The organism is Pseudokineococcus basanitobsidens, assembly GCF_037482545.1.
GTDB lineage: Bacteria > Actinomycetota > Actinomycetes > Actinomycetales > Quadrisphaeraceae > Pseudokineococcus > Pseudokineococcus basanitobsidens.
The window spans coordinates 178,487-193,799 of sequence record NZ_JBBIAA010000004.1 but is presented as its reverse complement, the minus strand read 5'-3'; the positions used below and the strand labels follow the sequence as shown (position 1 = coordinate 193,799).

Genomic DNA, 15,313 nt, shown 5'->3' with positions numbered 1-15,313 from the left:
CCCCACCACTCCCCCTCCCCCCTCTCCCCCCCCCCCCCCCCCCCCCGCGCCCGGTAGCGTGCGAACGCGTCCGGCGCGCCGACGAGGCAGCGACCGCCCGCGACGACGACGAGCGGCCCCGCACCGGAGCCGCCCAGCTGCGAGGAGACGCCCGTGAGCCAGACCCCGGCCGACAGCACCTCCACCGGCGAGCAGGACGGGCCCGCCGAGCAGGGCTCGGTGCTGCAGCACCCCGGCGGTGAGCTGCCGCTGCCGACGGTCCCGGCCACCGAGGGCAGCGCCGGCGTCGACGTCTCGGGCCTGCTCAAGGAGACGGGTCTGGTCACGCTCGACCCGGGCTTCGTCAACACGGCGTCCTGCCGCTCCGAGATCACCTACATCGACGGCGACGCCGGGATCCTGCGCTACCGCGGGTACCCCATCGAGCAGCTGGCGGAGCACTCGACCTTCCTGGAGACGAGCTACCTGCTCATCCACGGGCACCTGCCGAGCGCCGACGAGCTCGACGGCTTCTCCGCGGACCTGCGCCGCCACACGCTGCTGCACGAGGACCTCAAGAACTTCTTCGACGGTTTCCCGAGCAACGCGCACCCGATGCCGGTGCTCTCCTCGGCGGTTTCCGCGCTCTCCACCTTCTACGAGGAGAGCCTCGACCCGTTCGACTCCCGCGCCGTCGACGTCTCCACGGTCCGGCTCATGGCGAAGCTGCCGACGATCGCCGCGTACGCGCACAAGAAGACGCTCGGGCAGCCGTTCCTCTACCCGGACAACTCCCTCGGGCTCGTCGAGAACTTCCTGCGGATGACGTTCGGCTTCCCGGCGGAGCCCTACGAGGTCGACCCGGCGCTGGCGTCGGCGCTCGACCAGCTGTTCGTCCTCCACGCCGACCACGAGCAGAACTGCTCGACGTCGACGGTCCGCATGGTCGGGTCCGGCCAGGCCAACCTCTACGCGTCGGTCTCCGCGGGCATCCACGCCCTCTCCGGCCCGCTGCACGGCGGGGCCAACTCGGCCGTGCTGTCCATGCTCGACGACATCATCGCGAGCGGCGACGACGTCGACACCTTCATGGAGCGGGTGAAGAAGAAGGAGAAGGGCGTCCGGCTCATGGGCTTCGGGCACCGGGTCTACAAGAACTACGACCCGCGCGCCGCCATCGTCAAGAAGACGGCGGACCGGGTGCTCGAGCAGCTCGGCGTCAACGACCCGCGCCTGGACGTCGCCCTGCGGCTCGAGGAGATCGCGCTGCGGGACGACTACTTCGTCGAGCGCAAGCTCTACCCGAACGTCGACTTCTACACCGGCCTCATCTACAAGGCCATGGGCTTCCCGACCCGGATGTTCACGGTGCTGTTCGCCATCGGGCGCCTGCCGGGCTGGATCGCCCAGTGGCGGGAGATGATGGAGGACCCCCAGACGAAGATCGGCCGCCCGCGCCAGGTCTACGTCGGCGAGCCCGAGCGGGCGTACGTGCCGCTCGACCAGCGCTGACGTGGCCGGCGGCGACGCCCCGGGCCGTCGGGCGCTCGGGGCGCTGCGCTCCGACGACGCCGACCTGCGCTCCTGGGCGCGGCTGGCGCCGCTCGGCCTCGTGCTGCTGGGGGCCGGCGCCTGCGTGACGGGTGACGCCGCCGTGCGCCGTGGCGCCGGCGGGGACGCCCTGCCCTGGGTGCTCGGCGGCGTCGTCGGCCTGTGCCTGCAGGGCGCGGGGCTCTCGGTGTTCGGCGAGGCGGTCAAGCGCCGCGCGCTGCACGACGTGCGGGCCTCCGGGGGAGCGCGGCCGTGAGGGTCGTCGTCGTCGGCGCGACGGGGCACATCGGCTCCTTCCTCGTGCCCCGCCTCGTCCGCGCCGGCCACGAGGTCGTCGCCATGAGCCGCGGGACGCGGGAGCCGTACGTCGCGGACCCCGCGTGGGAGCAGGTGGAGCGGGTCACGGTGGACCGCGAGGCGCAGGACGCCGCCGGGACCTTCCCCGGCCGCGTGCTCGACGCGCGGCCCGACGCCGTCGTCGACCTCGTGTGCTTCACCGAGGAGTCGGCCGCCCAGCTCGTCGAGGGCCTGCGTGGACGCGTCGCCCACCACGTGCACACCGGCACGGTGTGGGTCCACGGGGACTCGACCGTCGCGCCCATGGACGAGGACGACGACCGCGAGGCCTACGGGGACTACGGCGTCGCCAAGGACGCCGTCGAGCGGATGCTGCTCGCGGAGACCCGCGCGGGCGGCCTCGTCAGCAGCGTCGTCCACCCCGGCCACATCAGCGGGCCGGGCTGGCCGTGCATCACCCCGGCGGGCAACCTCGACCTCTCCGTCTGGCAGCACCTGGCCGCGGGGGAGCCCCTCGTCCTGCCGGGCTCGGGCTCCGAGCTCATGCACCACGTGCACGCCGACGACGTCGCCGCGCTGCACGAGCGGGTGCTGGAGCGGCGCGCCGACGCCGCCGGGCTGGCCTTCCACGCCGTCTCGCCGCAGGCCATGACCTCGCGTGGTCTCGCGCGGGCGGCGGCGGCCTGGTTCGGCCGCGAGGCCGTCCTCGAGCTCGTGGGCTGGGACGGCTTCGCCGAGGTCACCGCGCCGGAGCACGTCGAGGCCAGTCGCGCCCACCTGCTGCGCAGCCACAGCGCGAGCACGCGTCGCGGGCGCGACGTGCTCGGCTTCGAGCCGCGCTGGTCGTCCGCCGAGACCTGCCGCCAGGCCGTGCGCTCGCTCGTCGACGCCGGAGAGCTCGACCTCGGCGGCGCCCGGCCCTGACGTGACGGGAAGGACCCCCGCGTACGCGGCACCGGAGATCGGGGTGGTCTGCTCCGGCGTCGGCGTCGGCGTCGGCGTCGGCGTCGGCGTCGGCGTCGGCGTCGACGGCGGGGCGCGGGTCGGGGTGGAGAGCTTCGCCGCGGCGGGCCGGGAGCGCGCTGCGGCGTCGTCGAGGACCTCGACGGCTGCCTGGTCGTGCGGCCGGAGAGCGGCGACCACGGGGAGCCGTACGTGCCGGTGGTCGCCACGGACGACAGCACCGCGCAACCGGACGCCTGACACCTTCCCCCTTGACGAGTTGTCTTTGCATAGGCGGCCTTGCGACGTCATCATGTCCATGTGACTGACCCCGCCGCCCTGCCAGGCCCGTCCGACGTCTCCCCTGGCGACGTCGTCACCGAGGCGTCGCGTCTGCAGGCGCTGGCGCACCCGCTGAGGTTGAGGATGCTCGGGCTGCTGCGGCTGGAGGGGCCTTCGACGGCCAGCCGGCTCGCCCAGCGGTGCCAGGAGTCCTCCGGGCTGACCAGCTACCACCTGCGCCAGCTGGCCGCGGCGGGGTTCGTCGTCGACGCCGAGCCTGCCGACCTCGTCGGCCGGGACGTGCACGGCCGTGACCGGTGGTGGAAGGCCGCCAGCCAGCTGACCTTCACCCGCCGCCCTGCCCGAGGCGACGAGGCGCAGGCCGCGGCCAGCGAGGACTACCACCGCGCCGTCGTCGACCTGTACGCCCAGCGGGCCCGCGCGTGGCTGGTCGCCGAGCACACCTGGCCGCAGCAGTGGCAGGCGCTGTCCGGGCTGAGCGACCGCGTGCTGCGGCTGAGCCCCGCCGAGGTCACCGCGCTGCGCGCCGACCTGGGCGCGCTGGTCACGCGCTACCGCCAGCACGACCCCGCCGTCGCCCCCGGCGCCGGGGACGTGCCCGCCGACGCCGTCGTGGTCTCCCTGCAGTACCAGCTCTTCCCCGACCCCGAGCAGACCCCACCCGAGGCGTCGAGCGACGACGGCGCCGTCGGCGGGGAGGACACCCGCGCCGACGGCTGGCGGTCGTGAGCGCGCCGGCGGCGCCACCGGTGCGGCGCCCGCGGCTGGCCCTCGGGGGCCTGGCGGTCGCCCACACCATGGCCCAGGCCGGCAACACCATCACGATCTTCGCCACCCCGTTCTACGTCCGCGCGATCGGCGGGTCCGCCACCGACGTCGGCCTGGCCACCACCGCGGCGACGCTGCCCGTCGTGCTCGGCGGTCCCCTGACCGGCGTGCTCGTGGACCGCATCGGCTACCGCCGCTCCAGCATCGCCGCCGACGTCGTCAGCGGCCTGACCGTCCTCGCGATCGCCGTCCTCGGCTCCACCGACCATCTGCCCCTGTGGGGCCTGCTCGCCCTCCTGGTCGCCAGCGGCCTGTTCGACACCCCCGGCCAGACCGCCCGCACCGTCCTGCTCCCGAGCCTGGCGCGCTCCTCGGACGTTCCCCTCGAACGGGCCGTCGGACTCGTCTCCGGGGCCGAGCGCACCGCCATGCTCGCCGCCGCACCCCTCGGCGGGGTCCTCGTGGCGCTCGTCGGCCCCGCACAGGCCTTCTTCGTCGACGCCGCCTTCTTCGCCGTCTCCGCGCTGCTCGTCACCGCCCTGGTCCCCCGCACCGTCCCCGCCGCGGACCACGAGGGCGACCAGGCGCAGGAGGCGGAGGAGGCAGAGGAGGAGGACGGCGCCGGCTACTGGCGCCAGCTCGCCGACGGCGCCCGCTTCGTGCTCACGACACCCCTGCTGCGGAACATCGCCCTCGTCGTCCTCGTGCTCAACGCCTTCGACACCGCCCGCCTCACCGTCCTGCTCCCCCTGTACGCCCTGCAGGAGCTGGGCGGTGCCACCGCCGCCGGCCTCATCAGCGGCGCGCTGGCCGGCGGATCCGTCGCGGGCGCCGCTCTCTTCAGCGCCTGGGGCCACCGCCTACCCCGCCGCACCCTCTTCGTCGGCGCCTTCGTCCTCACCGGCGGACCCCTGTCCGCCGCCTTCGCCCTCGGCGCCCAGACCATCCCGCTCGTGGCCGTCGCCGTCGCGACCGGTCTGGCCGCCGGGATGCTCAACCCCCTCATCGGGACGCTGCGCCTAGAACTCGCGCCCCAGCGGATGCTCGCCCGCGTCCAGACCCTCATGGTCTCCATCGCCTGGGTCGGCATGCCCGTCGGCTCCCTGCTCGCCGGCGTCGCCGCCGACGCCCTCGACCTGCGGCTGCTGTACGCCGTCATCGGCGTCGCCTACGTCCTGGTCGCCCTCGCCCCCCTCACCGGCGGCAGCTGGCGGCAGCTCAGCGCCCGCCGCCCCACGTCGCCGCACTGACCTCCGCGCCCCAGCACGTGACCCGAGGAGTGCACTCCACCTCGACGCGCTCGAGGAGACGATCGCCGTCCTGTCCGACAGCGACGTCGTCACGCGCCTGGCCGCCTCCGACGCCGAGCTCGCCGCAGGTCTCGAGGAGTCCGAGGCCGACCTGGCCGCCGCCATGCGCAGCCGCCGAGACGCCCCGCCCCGGTGACCTCGCCGTCCGAGGACGAGGACGAGCGCTTCTCCCTCGTCATCACCCCGACAGCCCGACGGCAGCTGACCGACGTCCTGCCCGAGGCACCGGCCTTCGCCGCCTACGAGTTCATCGTCGGCCCACTGCTGGACGACCCCCACCGGGTCGGCAAGCAGGTGCGCGCACCACTGCACGACCGACACGGCGCCCGCCGCGGCACCTACCGCGTCCTCTACCGGATCGACGACCTGCATCGCACGGTCACGGTCCTGGACGTCGCGCACCGCCGCGACGCGTACCAGCGCTGAGCCGGGCCGCCCTCCGTGCCCCGAGACGTCGCGTCACAAGGGATCCTCAACCGGATCAGCGACGTCGGGGGAAGTGGGGACGCTGGTTGCAGTTGGCTTCTGCTGCTCGCGGTGAGGTGGCATGCTCCTGGTGTCAGGTGTCTGCCTGGCCGCATCGAGACCGCCCGGCCAGGGAAGCCTGCGTGCCGTCCGCTGCGTCGTCAGCGTCGTCGCCGTGGTCACTTCTGACGTGAGTCCCAGCGCCGCGAGCGCCGGTGGACCACCGCGTCTGGCAGGGCCGCGAGAGGCCTCCGCCCGTGTCGACGACATCCCCGAGCTCTGACTCGTCCCCTTCCCCTGCCGTGCAGGGCGACGGTTTATACCGCGTGCTGCTGGCCCTGCCTGGTGCGGCCGGGTTCTTCTTCGCCGCGAACAGTGGTCGGGTCGGTGTGGCTGCCACCGGTCTGGGCTTGATCTGGCTCATCACCGGGACTGGTGGCGCCTTCGCCGTCGCGGGCCTCGTCGTGGGCGCCTTCGCCGCCGCCGAGGCACTCATCGGCCCGCAGGTCGCGCGACTGATCGACCGGTGGGGGCAGACCCGCGTCCTGCCCTGGGTCCTCACCGTGCACGCCGCAGCCGTGGTGGCGACGGTGGCCGCCGTGCTCACGGGGTCGCCCGTGGCCGTCCTGGTCCTGGCCGGCGCGGTCGCCGGCGCCAGCACCCCCCAGCTCGGGGCGCTGTCCACGGCCAGGTGGGCCGCCCTGCTGGGCGACCGCCGCGGGTGGCTGCCGCGCGCCTTCGCCCTGGAGTCCCTGGCCAACGCGGTTGCCTTCCTCCTCGGCCCGGTCCTGGTCAGCGTGGCCGCGACCACCGGGTCTGCGTGGGCCGGCACGGCAGGTGCGGTCGTCGTGGTCGTCGGCGGCGGCTCGGCGTTGGCGCTCCAGTCCCGCACCGCGCCCCCCGTCGTGACGCCGACCACCGGCCCGAGGCCCGGTGGATGTCAGCGCAGCGAGCACGCCGCCGGCCACGGTCTGCGCAGTGCTCGCTTCGCGGTTCTGGTCACCCTCACCGGGGTGCTGGGGTTGCACTTCGGTGCGGTGACGCTGTCGATGACTGCCTGGGCCACCGAGCAGGGCAGCGCAGCGATGGCCACGGGCCTTATCGGGGTTTCCAGCGCCGCGGGCCTGGTCGGGGCCTGGGCGTACGGCCTGCGGCACTGGCAGGCGCCGCCCGTCGTCCAGCTCTGCTGCGCTGCCGCGGTCATGGTCCTCGGCTGCGCCGGCGCGGCCGCCGTCAGCGGCCTCGACGACCACGACGCCCCCCTGGTGCCGCGGCTGATCGTCCTCGGCGCCTGCATCGCCCTGACCAGCCTCGTGGTGCCGGTGGTCATCGTGCAGCTGACCGTCCTGACCGAAGCTGGCCTGGCCCGGGCGGTCCTGACCCAAGCGCTGACGTGGGCCAACTCCGCCAGCGCCGCCGGCAGCGCCGCAGCAGGAGCACTGGCCGGCATCCTCATCGACACCACCGGCGCCCGCGGCGGCTTTGCCCTCCTCACCACCGTCAACACCTGCCTGCTACTGCTCGCTCTCACCAGCCGACGACGACTCAGCTGAGCCAATCGGCTACCGGCCCTGGCGCAGCTGTAGAAGGGACAACGACGAGGGCGGCGACCTTCCCGCAGACCGATCGCCATCCGGGCGCGCCGAAGGCTTCTGGATGTCGAAGGGGTGGATGTTTCCGTATGACGTTGGAGTCGGGCGCACGGCCCGCGACGCTGTGATCGTGCACGCTGCCGCCCTGCTCAACCCGAACGAGCCCATCGAGGTGGTGATCCCCCACCTCAGCGAAGCGATCACCGGCGGTGCACTCGCCCTCCTGGTCGCTGTCGGCGTAGTCCTCCTCGTGGTTGCTCGACGCCGACGACGTCACCGGCACGGACCTCCTGACGTCTGCGCGCGCATCCCGCTGACGACTGCTGAGCGGACGAGTGATGCCCGAGGTTCGAGCACACCGGCTGGGTGCTGGCGAGGATCATCTGCGGCCGTGAGCAGTGACGACCCCGTGGCGTGGTCCGCGGAGAGCGCGAAGCACCTGCAAGCGGCGACCGACGAGCTGGTGTCCGTGCTGCAGGGCTTCACCGGCGAGGTGGGCAGCATGCACGGCGGCTCGGCCGAGATCCCCTTGCTGGTGCGGCTCCGCGCCGACGTGCTCGCGGCGGCCACCAGGTGGAACGAGCGGGTCGCGGAACGCTCCGGGTACTTCGTCTTCCCCGCCGGCGACTTCGACCCCGAGATGTACGGCGACCTGGACGCCGTCGACGACCCCCCCGAGCCGCGGCTGCCGGCGCAGGCCGAGGTCAGCGTCCTGAGCCGCTTCGACCTCGCCGTGGTCGACGTCGAGGCCCTGATGGGCGAGGCCCGGCAGGCGTGGCGCGACCGCATCCGGCCCGAGGACGACGAGCGGGACGCGGCCGTGGCCGTCGACGACGTCCCAGCGGCCGTCGACCTCCTGCTCAGTCTGCGGGGCCCCGAGCCGTACGAGCGCTTCCACGTCCTGCCCGGGGTCGAGGTGCGTGCCGGCATGCACCTGCTCGTCGACCCCGACGAACCGCTCGTCGGCCCGAGCGGTGAGCACCCGGTGCAGGACCTGGACCACCCCGAGCGGGCCGTCGTTTCCCCCTCGGGCGCAGTCCGGCACCCCTCTGGCTACGGCTGCTAGCCGGACCCGCCGCACGGCCAGCGACAGCCGGGACGACGAGCCCGGCTCGTCCCGGTAGGCGACGCCCTGGCGGCGCAGCCGCGGCGCCTCGACGCGAGTACCGCCCGCTCCCCGTGGCAGTCCCGCACACCATCCTCCAGCCGTGACCGCGGAGGTCGAAGCGCTGTCGACTGCCCAGGTGTCACGGTTCTATCGGACGCCGCAGGACGTCACTGGCTTCGAGCAGTGCGGGATGGTCGAGCGTGAGTTCCTCCGCCTGCCCGCTCCAGCGGACCTCGCTGATGTCCCACAGACCCAGGCTCGCCCATCGAGGCTCTCGGTGGGACCACCAAGCGACTCCTGCGTAGTCCTGGGTGTCGTAGATCGCCCGAGCCCACTGCTGGGTGACCTGCCGATCGCGGGTCACCACCTCGCTGGGCCGCAGGTTCCACTCGCTGAGCACCTCCGGGTCGTCCAGGTCGAGCACTGGCTGGCTCAGCTCGAAGCGGGCCAAGGCGACCGAACTCCTGGGAGGAGCCGCCGGTGGCGGCTGGAGCACCGCTGGAGTCCAGCGCGGGTAGTCCCCCAGGTACTCGGCGACCGCGCCCGCCGGGGAGTCGCTGAGGTAGAGCACCAGGTACTCGTGCTCGGGATCGTCCACCCGTCCCTGGCCCTGTCGCGGCCACACGTAGGTCGGGTGGCCGTTGCTGCTGGGATCGACCTGCCCTGGCAGCCACACGCACACCCGCCACACGTCCATCAGGAGAAGGCGCCCTGCTCACGAGCGGCGATAGCCGCCACCACCGGGGCGCTGCCCTGCAGCCGGAACACGTCGATGGGCCGGGCGCCGAGGTGCGCGTTGTCACCCGTCAGCCACAGCGCGGCTTGCTCGGGGGTGAAGGCAGCGAGGAGCTGGCCGACCAGGGACTCGAGGTCAGCCAGCGCGGCGCGGTTGGCCGCCTCGACACCCTGACCACGTACCCACCGGCCAGGACGGTCCTTGGCCACGCCGAGCAGCTCGGCGACGGTGTTGTTGCCGAGCAGGTCGATCAGGCGGCCGGCTACGGCCGGGGTGCTGTACGGCGCCGTTCCTTCGACCTTGAAGTCGACGGAAGCCCTGCCGCGCCGGCCGATCTTCCTCACGTGGTACTTCGCCTGCGCCGCCGACGTGACGCGCATGCCCCTCGGGAGCCTGTAGCGCCCCTCGCGATCGGGGGCCAGGTCGACCTCGACCTGCCGGGCCCCCGGAACCCGGAGCTTCACCTGCTGGGCCGTCGTGCGAGCTTCCGGCTCAACCATGGACCAACGGTAGGCGTTGGGCGCAATGGTCGCCACCTTCCGCGGCCCGGGCCGCCCGCACGGGTGACTAGTGACGGTGATCGGCCCGTTCTCGTACGTCCCAGCAGGCAACCGCCTGCCGGCGAGCCTCGCCGGCTCGAGGACGTCGACGACGGCGCCGCCCGGCCGTCCCACATCCGATCGTCGACTGGGACGTGGCGGCCGGGCTACCACTGGCGCGCGCAGGGCGGAACCGGCCGACGCACGACGCGGGTAGGTGACGGCCCCGTCGTCCCCGCGCGATCGTCATGCTCGACGACCCTCCGCCATTCACACTGCGTCGGTGAGCTCGCCGAAAGACCTCTTGCTGTCCGCTCGGGAGCACCGGCACCGTAAGGATCAGATCTGGAAGGCGGTGATCGTCGTCCTCGCGGTCTTCCGACTCGAGGACGTGGTCACCGGCCAGCGCGAGCTCCCCTGGGTTCTCGTCGACGTCACCCTCATCGCCCTGGCCAGCTACTTCGTCATCAGTGGACTGAGACGCCGCGCCGCCGCCCTCCTCCACCGCACCGAATCCGAAGAGACCTGCCCGGCGTGCCACCACGTCTGGCTCGAGCACGGCCTCGACGGACCGAACTGCGGAGAGTGCGAGTACGAGATCGAACACGAGGACCCCGACGCCCCTGCGTCGCCGTGTCGAGCGGAGCCGCCAGCCAGCTCCTCGACCGGCACCCGCCCCTGACGCGGCACCAGCGCCCAGTGTCCGCAGACGATCCTCATCCGGAAGGCTGGTGTCCATGGTGGAGACGTCGGAGTGGCGGGTCGTGAACGGGCACCGCTTGTTCGTCGCGGTGCACGAGACCGGCGGCGAGGACGTCGTGGTCTTCTGCCACGGGTTCGTCAGCTCCTCGACCGGACCGCAGCGCGCCTTCGTGCGCGTCGCACGTCGCCTGGCCGACTGCGGCATCTCCTCCCTGCGTTTCGACCAATACGGCAGCGGTAACTCCGCGGGCGAGTACGAGGAGTCCTCCTTCACCGACTGGTGCGCCACCATCACCGAACTGGTCGACGCCGAGCTCGACCGCGGCCGCCGCGTGGTCCTGTTCGGGCAGAGCATGGGCGCGTCGGCCGCCATCGTCGTCGCCTCCCAGCGGCCGGCTGTGAGCGGGCTGGTCGCGTGGGTGCCCGACCCGAACACCGACCCCTTGGACGTCGGCCCGGACGACCTCCTCGAAGAAGCCGGGCAGCTCGTCCGTGGTCGTTACTGGCTCGAAGCCCGCGAGGCGGACATCGCCGCGTGCCGGCGCCGGGTCGCGTGCCCGGCCTACGTCGTGCAGTGCACCCAGGACGCCCTCGTCGACGACGCCAACCGGCACGCCATCGAGGCGGCCGCCCGCGACCACCACGTCGTCGACACCTGGACCGGTCTGCCGCACAGCGCCTGGACCCACCAGCAGACGGACGAGGTCATCGAACGCAGCGTCACCTTCGCGCGCACCGCGTCGACCGCACGGACATCCGTGACGCCGGAGGACGCGACCGATTGACGATCGCCATACGAGCACGGCTCTAGTCACCACAGGCCGCGGCTCGCGACCTCCCGAGCGGGTGGTCCGCTCATGGCTGCAGCATTAAGGCCGCTGCGTCCACGGTGGCGGTCTGCCCGTCGCTGGTGTGCAGGTCGAGTCGGACGCCGGTGGGGTCGCCCTTGTCGCTGGGCCACCAGGCTCCCCAAATGCCATCGGTCAGCGTGGTGGTGATGCGTAGGCCGTTGGTCAAGACGATGTCGATACCGGTGACGTCGTCGCCAGCGAGGCCGTAGAGCTGGAAGACCTCTAGGGAGGTCACGCCCTCCTCGACGGGCGCGGCAGGCGGTGTGGTCGTGTCACCGCCTAGGACGAGGACCTCCCCGCCGCTCGGCAGGTCGTAGGGCTCGGAGGTGACCGTGGTGGCCATCGTGCTGAGGCCGTCGGCGCGCAATCCGCTCAGCGACACCAGCGGGTCGGCCTCGGTGCCGCTGCCGAGGGCCACGTCGACGCAGTAGGTCACCTCGCCGCGGCGGTCGACCAGCACGCTGCGCCGGTCGGCGTCGCCGGAGTCCTCGAGTCCTTCCACCGACACCCCCCCGACGCCCAGGTCGGTGCACTGAGAGGCCCACGCCTGCAGGTCGCCGTCAGCCGGCGGGGTGCTAGTGCCTGTCGAGGTCTGCGGGACGGCCGTCCACGAGGCGTAGGCGGGCTCGGCGCCGGGGCCGGCGATGACCGCGACCGCGGTCACGCCGGCGACCGCCGCTGCGGACGCGGCCACCAGTCCGATCCGGGCGGGCCGGCCCCACGCACTGCGGGTGGCGGCGACTGCCGACGGGGCGGCGCCGGTCGCGGTGATGTGGCCGACGAGCATCGAGCGGGTCGCCTGGCGTCGGGCGTCGGGCATCGGGGAGGACAGGGTGGTCTTCACGGCTGCTCCTGCCAGGTCATGGGAGTCGTCGGGGTCGCCGTCGCGGTGGGCGTGCTCGAGCGAGTCGCTCGAGAGTCCCCATGCGGACGAGACGGGGGGTCGGGGTGGGGTGGCGCCATCAGGGCGGTCGCGTCGCCGAGGCGGGTGCGTGCTCTCGACAGGCGTGAGCGGACCGTTCCGACGGGCACGCCCAAGGCGACGGCGGCCGAGGCGTAGTCCAGGCCCTGCCACAGGCACAGCACGAGAACTTCTTGGTCGATGCGCCGGAGCCGGATCAGCGCGGCGGTCACCCGCTCCAGCTCTCGGGTGTCGTCCAGGCGGGTCGCGACGTCCTTGGCGTGGTCCGGCGTCACGTTCTCCTGCGGCAGGCGGTCCAGCAGCCGACGATGACGCATCGCCGTGCGCGTCCGGCGACGGACGGTGTTGCCGGCGACGCCGTACAACCACGGCAGCACGCTGTCGTGGACAAGCTCGACGTCCGAGCGACGTCGCCACGCCTCCAGAAAGGTGATCGAGACCATGTCGTCGGCGGCGTCCAAGGACCCCGTCCGCCGAGCGCAGTACGCACGCACCGCCTCGTGGTGGCGGTCGAAGAGGACTCCGAAGGCGTCACCGTCGCCCGCGGATGCCCGCTGCCACAGCTGCCGGTCTGGTGGACCTTCCATCGTGCTCACACCCCCTAGTGCCCGGGACCGGCACCAGAGTTCCCTCGAGCCCCACTCGCCGACTCGATCAGGATGTACGGCTCGTGAAGAAGTCCTCGACGCGGCTGACTGGTCGTCCCAGCAGACGACCGACTGCCGGAGCACCGCGGCGCCCAAGCCGGGGCGCGGGCGCCCGTCGTGATCTTGTGTCGCTGTCGATCGATGTGCGGACAGGCCGTCGTACCGGGTGGCGACAGGGACGGGTCGCGCCCCTCCTCCACTCTCGCGCTCAGCGCGAGATGGAGCCTGTGGTCACGCGCGAAGCACTTTCATGACGACAACCTCCATCTCGGCGACGACATCGAGGTTGCCGTCACGGACGGCGTCCGCGGTGACTGCAACCTCGATGTCGCGACCGTCCGGGACGTCCTCCGGCCGCCGTCCCAGCAGCCGACCCCTCACCGGCAACGGTGCGGCTCAAGGCGCCGCTGAGACGGCGTCTCCAGAGCGACGTCCCGGCAGACCCGTCCGGATGCCCGTCCCGACGAGGGGACGTCGTGCGGCGAAGGGCGCGCCCGCGGGGCTCCACCATGCGGATCCAGCGCGGGCGCAGGACGCGTGCACCTCGCGGCTCCGGGCTCCGCCGGGCGTCTGCGGTCTCAGCCCGCGACCGTGATGCGCACGCCTCCGGCGCCGGGCGCGGAGGCGTCCTCCACCCACGCGCTCTCGCCGCGCGACCAGCGGCGGCCGTCGGTGGCGACCTCGACGACGTCGGTGCCGACGGCGCGCGCGACGGCCCACTGCGCCAGCGCCCAGCCCGCGCGGGTGGCGTCCTCGCCGTCGCCGTAGGTGCGCTCGAGGACGGTGCCCCCGGAGCCGTCCACCACCGTGAGGCCGTCGTCGTCGAGCTGCGCCGCGGCCTCGTCGACGACCGTGCGGGCGCGCGGGGCGAGACCGTCCTCGCCGGGGGTCTGCGGCTCGCCCGTCGCGGGCACGCGCGGGAGCCGGCAGACGAGCGAGGCGGGCGAGAAGCCCGTCAGCGCCGAGGCCAGGACGCGCGCCTCGGGCTCGTGGTCGGCGTAGGCGGTCGGGAAGCCCGACCGTTGCACCCGCTGCGCGGCGTCGGTGATCTCCAGGGCCTCGTAGCCCTCGACCTCGACGAGGCCGTCGAAGAAGGCGTCGGTGGCGTACAGCTCGTCCTGCAGCTGCGCGGGCGTGCCCCAGCCCTGCGAGGGGCGCTGCTGGAAGAGGCCGAGGGAGTCGCGGTCGCCGTGGTCGAGGTTGCGCAGCCCGGACTCCTGGATGGCCGTCGCGATGCCGATGGTCGCCGCCCGGGCGGGCAGGCCCCGCGCCCGCGCCCGCGCGGCGATGAGGGCCGCGACGGCCGCCCGGTCGGCGGTCAGCGAGTGCTCGTCGCCGTCGGCGGTCGCCGTGCACCGGGCGCTCACCCCCGGGACCTCGCCCTCGTGGACCGCCACGACGACCGCCGTCGCCACCAGGCCGAGCGCCACGGCCGAGACGACCCCGGTGCGGCGCAGGCGCCGACGCCGCTCGTCGGACGCGGGGCGGCGCGCGGCCGGGGAGGGGGGCATGGGGTGGCGGGTCGGGGCGTGGGGCAGCGGGGTCAGTTGGCGTGCAGCGCGGCGTTGAGCGCGCCCCAGGAGCCGCTGCGGGCCCGCGCCTCCACGGCGCCGGTGGTCGAGTTGCGCCACAGCTGGACGCCGTCCGTGCCCGAGAGCTCCTTCGCCTTGACGACGCGCCGGACCTCGCGGGTCTCGGGGTCGAGCACGGAGACCTTCGTGCCGGCCGTGACGTAGAGCCCGGCCTCGACGACGCAGTCGTCGCCGAGGGAGATGCCGATGCCCGCGTTGGCGCCGACGAGGCAGCGCTCGCCCACGGAGACGACCTCGGTCCCGCCGCCGGACAGCGTGCCCATGATCGAGGAGCCGCCCCCCACGTCGGAGCCGTCGCCGACGACGACGCCCGCGCTGATGCGGCCCTCGACCATGGAGCTGCCGAGCGTGCCCGCGTTGAAGTTGACGAAGCCCTCGTGCATCACGGTCGTGCCGGGCGCGAGGTGCGCACCGAGGCGCACCCGCGAGGCGTCGGCGACGCGGACGCCGCTGGGGAGCACGTAGTCGGTCATGCGGGGGAACTTGTCGACGCCGAGCACGACCAGCCGGTCCCCGCGCGCGCGGAGCACCCGCCCGCGGAGCTCCTCGAAGCCGTCGACGGGGCAGGGGCCGACGGAGGTCCACACGACGTTCGGCAGCACGCCGAACAGGCCCGTCAGGTCGACCCCGTGGGGGCGCACGAGACGGTGGGAGAGCAGGTGCAGGCGCAGGTAGGCGTCGGGGACGTCGGCGGGCGGGGCGTCGAGGTCGACGACGGTCCGCACGACGTGCGTGCGGACGTCGCGGCGAGGGTCCTCGCCCTCGAGCGCCGCGAGGTCGGCCGGCACGGCGAAGGGGCCGGCGTCCTCGCCCGGGTCGCCTAGCGCCGGCGACGGGTACCAGGTGTCGAGGACCGCGCCGCCGCGGGTGCTCGTCGCGAGGCCGTAGCCCCACGCCCGGCGGCTGCGGCCGTCCTCGCCGGACGGCGCGTCGGAGGTACGGGCGGCCTGCTCGGCGGGGGCGTCCGTCATGCGCCCGAGGCTACCTGCGTGCGTCGGGGCGCCCGGGC

General features: G+C 73.6%; 17 protein-coding genes. 10 read left to right on the top strand and 7 right to left on the bottom strand.

Going from position 1 to position 15,313, the window contains the following annotated elements:
- The first annotated feature begins 219 nt into the window (after positions 1 to 219).
- The 8 genes from WDZ17_RS06520 to WDZ17_RS06485 all read left to right on the top strand — a co-directional run bounded on the left by WDZ17_RS06520 (position 220) and on the right by WDZ17_RS06485 (position 8,273).
- Positions 220 to 1,491 (top strand): citrate synthase, encoded by a 1,272-nt coding sequence (locus tag WDZ17_RS06520; protein WP_422631861.1) that lies wholly within the window; start codon positions 220 to 222, stop codon positions 1,489 to 1,491.
- 1 nt (position 1,492) lies between these two features.
- Positions 1,493 to 1,786, top strand: a complete 294-nt coding sequence (locus WDZ17_RS06515) for a hypothetical protein (protein WP_339574327.1) — start codon at positions 1,493 to 1,495, stop codon at positions 1,784 to 1,786.
- Complete coding sequence (locus WDZ17_RS06510) at positions 1,783 to 2,751, top strand: NAD-dependent epimerase/dehydratase family protein (RefSeq protein ID WP_339574326.1); 969 nt, start codon at positions 1,783 to 1,785, stop codon at positions 2,749 to 2,751. Before WDZ17_RS06515 ends, WDZ17_RS06510 begins: the two co-directional genes overlap by 4 nt.
- Positions 2,752 to 3,090: 339 nt before the next feature.
- On the top strand, positions 3,091 to 3,801 hold the full coding sequence (locus WDZ17_RS06505) for a helix-turn-helix domain-containing protein (RefSeq protein WP_339574325.1): 711 nt from the start codon (positions 3,091 to 3,093) through the stop codon (positions 3,799 to 3,801).
- Positions 3,798 to 5,090 carry an MFS transporter gene (locus WDZ17_RS06500; protein WP_339574324.1) on the top strand — a complete coding sequence of 431 codons (1,293 nt, stop codon included), beginning with the start codon at positions 3,798 to 3,800 and terminating at the stop codon, positions 5,088 to 5,090. The genes WDZ17_RS06505 and WDZ17_RS06500 overlap by 4 nt, the downstream gene beginning before the upstream one ends.
- Before the next feature lie 192 nt (positions 5,091 to 5,282).
- Entirely contained in the window at positions 5,283 to 5,576 is a 294-nt protein-coding gene (locus WDZ17_RS06495) for a type II toxin-antitoxin system RelE family toxin (RefSeq protein WP_339574323.1), read from the top strand.
- A 341-nt stretch (positions 5,577 to 5,917) separates the two neighbouring features.
- Positions 5,918 to 7,168, top strand: coding sequence for an MFS transporter (locus tag WDZ17_RS06490; protein WP_339574322.1), 1,251 nt, complete (start codon positions 5,918 to 5,920; stop codon positions 7,166 to 7,168).
- Between the two features lie 430 nt (positions 7,169 to 7,598).
- Entirely contained in the window at positions 7,599 to 8,273 is a 675-nt protein-coding gene (locus WDZ17_RS06485; protein ID WP_339574321.1) for a hypothetical protein, read from the top strand.
- Between the two features lie 181 nt (positions 8,274 to 8,454).
- Here the strand turns inward: WDZ17_RS06485 and WDZ17_RS06480 are convergent, their stop codons facing one another.
- Positions 8,455 to 9,012 carry an RES family NAD+ phosphorylase gene (locus WDZ17_RS06480; protein WP_339574320.1) on the bottom strand — a complete coding sequence of 186 codons (558 nt, stop codon included), beginning with the start codon at positions 9,010 to 9,012 and terminating at the stop codon, positions 8,455 to 8,457.
- Positions 9,012 to 9,551: a hypothetical protein gene (locus WDZ17_RS06475; protein WP_339574319.1), complete on the bottom strand. Its 540-nt coding sequence runs from the start codon at positions 9,549 to 9,551 to the stop codon at positions 9,012 to 9,014. Before WDZ17_RS06475 ends, WDZ17_RS06480 begins: the two co-directional genes overlap by 1 nt.
- A 322-nt stretch (positions 9,552 to 9,873) precedes the next feature.
- Between WDZ17_RS06475 and WDZ17_RS06470 the strand changes: the two genes are divergently transcribed.
- Both WDZ17_RS06470 and WDZ17_RS06465 read left to right on the top strand, forming a co-directional pair.
- The gene (locus WDZ17_RS06470; protein ID WP_339574318.1) at positions 9,874 to 10,272 is read left to right on the top strand and encodes a hypothetical protein; all 399 of its coding nucleotides are present in this window, start codon (positions 9,874 to 9,876) and stop codon (positions 10,270 to 10,272) included.
- Positions 10,273 to 10,327: 55 nt separating this feature from the next.
- Entirely contained in the window at positions 10,328 to 11,077 is a 750-nt protein-coding gene (locus tag WDZ17_RS06465; RefSeq protein WP_339574317.1) for an alpha/beta hydrolase, read from the top strand.
- Positions 11,078 to 11,147: 70 nt separating this feature from the next.
- Here the strand turns inward: WDZ17_RS06465 and WDZ17_RS06460 are convergent, their stop codons facing one another.
- The 5 genes from WDZ17_RS06460 to dapD form a co-directional block, all read right to left on the bottom strand.
- The gene (locus WDZ17_RS06460) at positions 11,148 to 11,987 is read right to left on the bottom strand and encodes a hypothetical protein (protein WP_339574316.1); all 840 of its coding nucleotides are present in this window, start codon (positions 11,985 to 11,987) and stop codon (positions 11,148 to 11,150) included.
- Positions 11,984 to 12,652: an RNA polymerase sigma factor gene (locus WDZ17_RS06455; protein WP_339574315.1), complete on the bottom strand. Its 669-nt coding sequence runs from the start codon at positions 12,650 to 12,652 to the stop codon at positions 11,984 to 11,986. Before WDZ17_RS06455 ends, WDZ17_RS06460 begins: the two co-directional genes overlap by 4 nt.
- Before the next feature lie 291 nt (positions 12,653 to 12,943).
- Positions 12,944 to 13,093: a hypothetical protein gene (locus WDZ17_RS06450; RefSeq protein ID WP_339574314.1), complete on the bottom strand. Its 150-nt coding sequence runs from the start codon at positions 13,091 to 13,093 to the stop codon at positions 12,944 to 12,946.
- Between the two features lie 197 nt (positions 13,094 to 13,290).
- Positions 13,291 to 14,223: a hypothetical protein gene (locus WDZ17_RS06445; RefSeq protein ID WP_339574313.1), complete on the bottom strand. Its 933-nt coding sequence runs from the start codon at positions 14,221 to 14,223 to the stop codon at positions 13,291 to 13,293.
- Positions 14,224 to 14,255: 32 nt separating this feature from the next.
- On the bottom strand, positions 14,256 to 15,275 hold the full coding sequence (gene dapD / locus WDZ17_RS06440) for a 2,3,4,5-tetrahydropyridine-2,6-dicarboxylate N-succinyltransferase (protein ID WP_339574312.1): 1,020 nt from the start codon (positions 15,273 to 15,275) through the stop codon (positions 14,256 to 14,258).
- Positions 15,276 to 15,313: the final 38 nt, after the last annotated feature.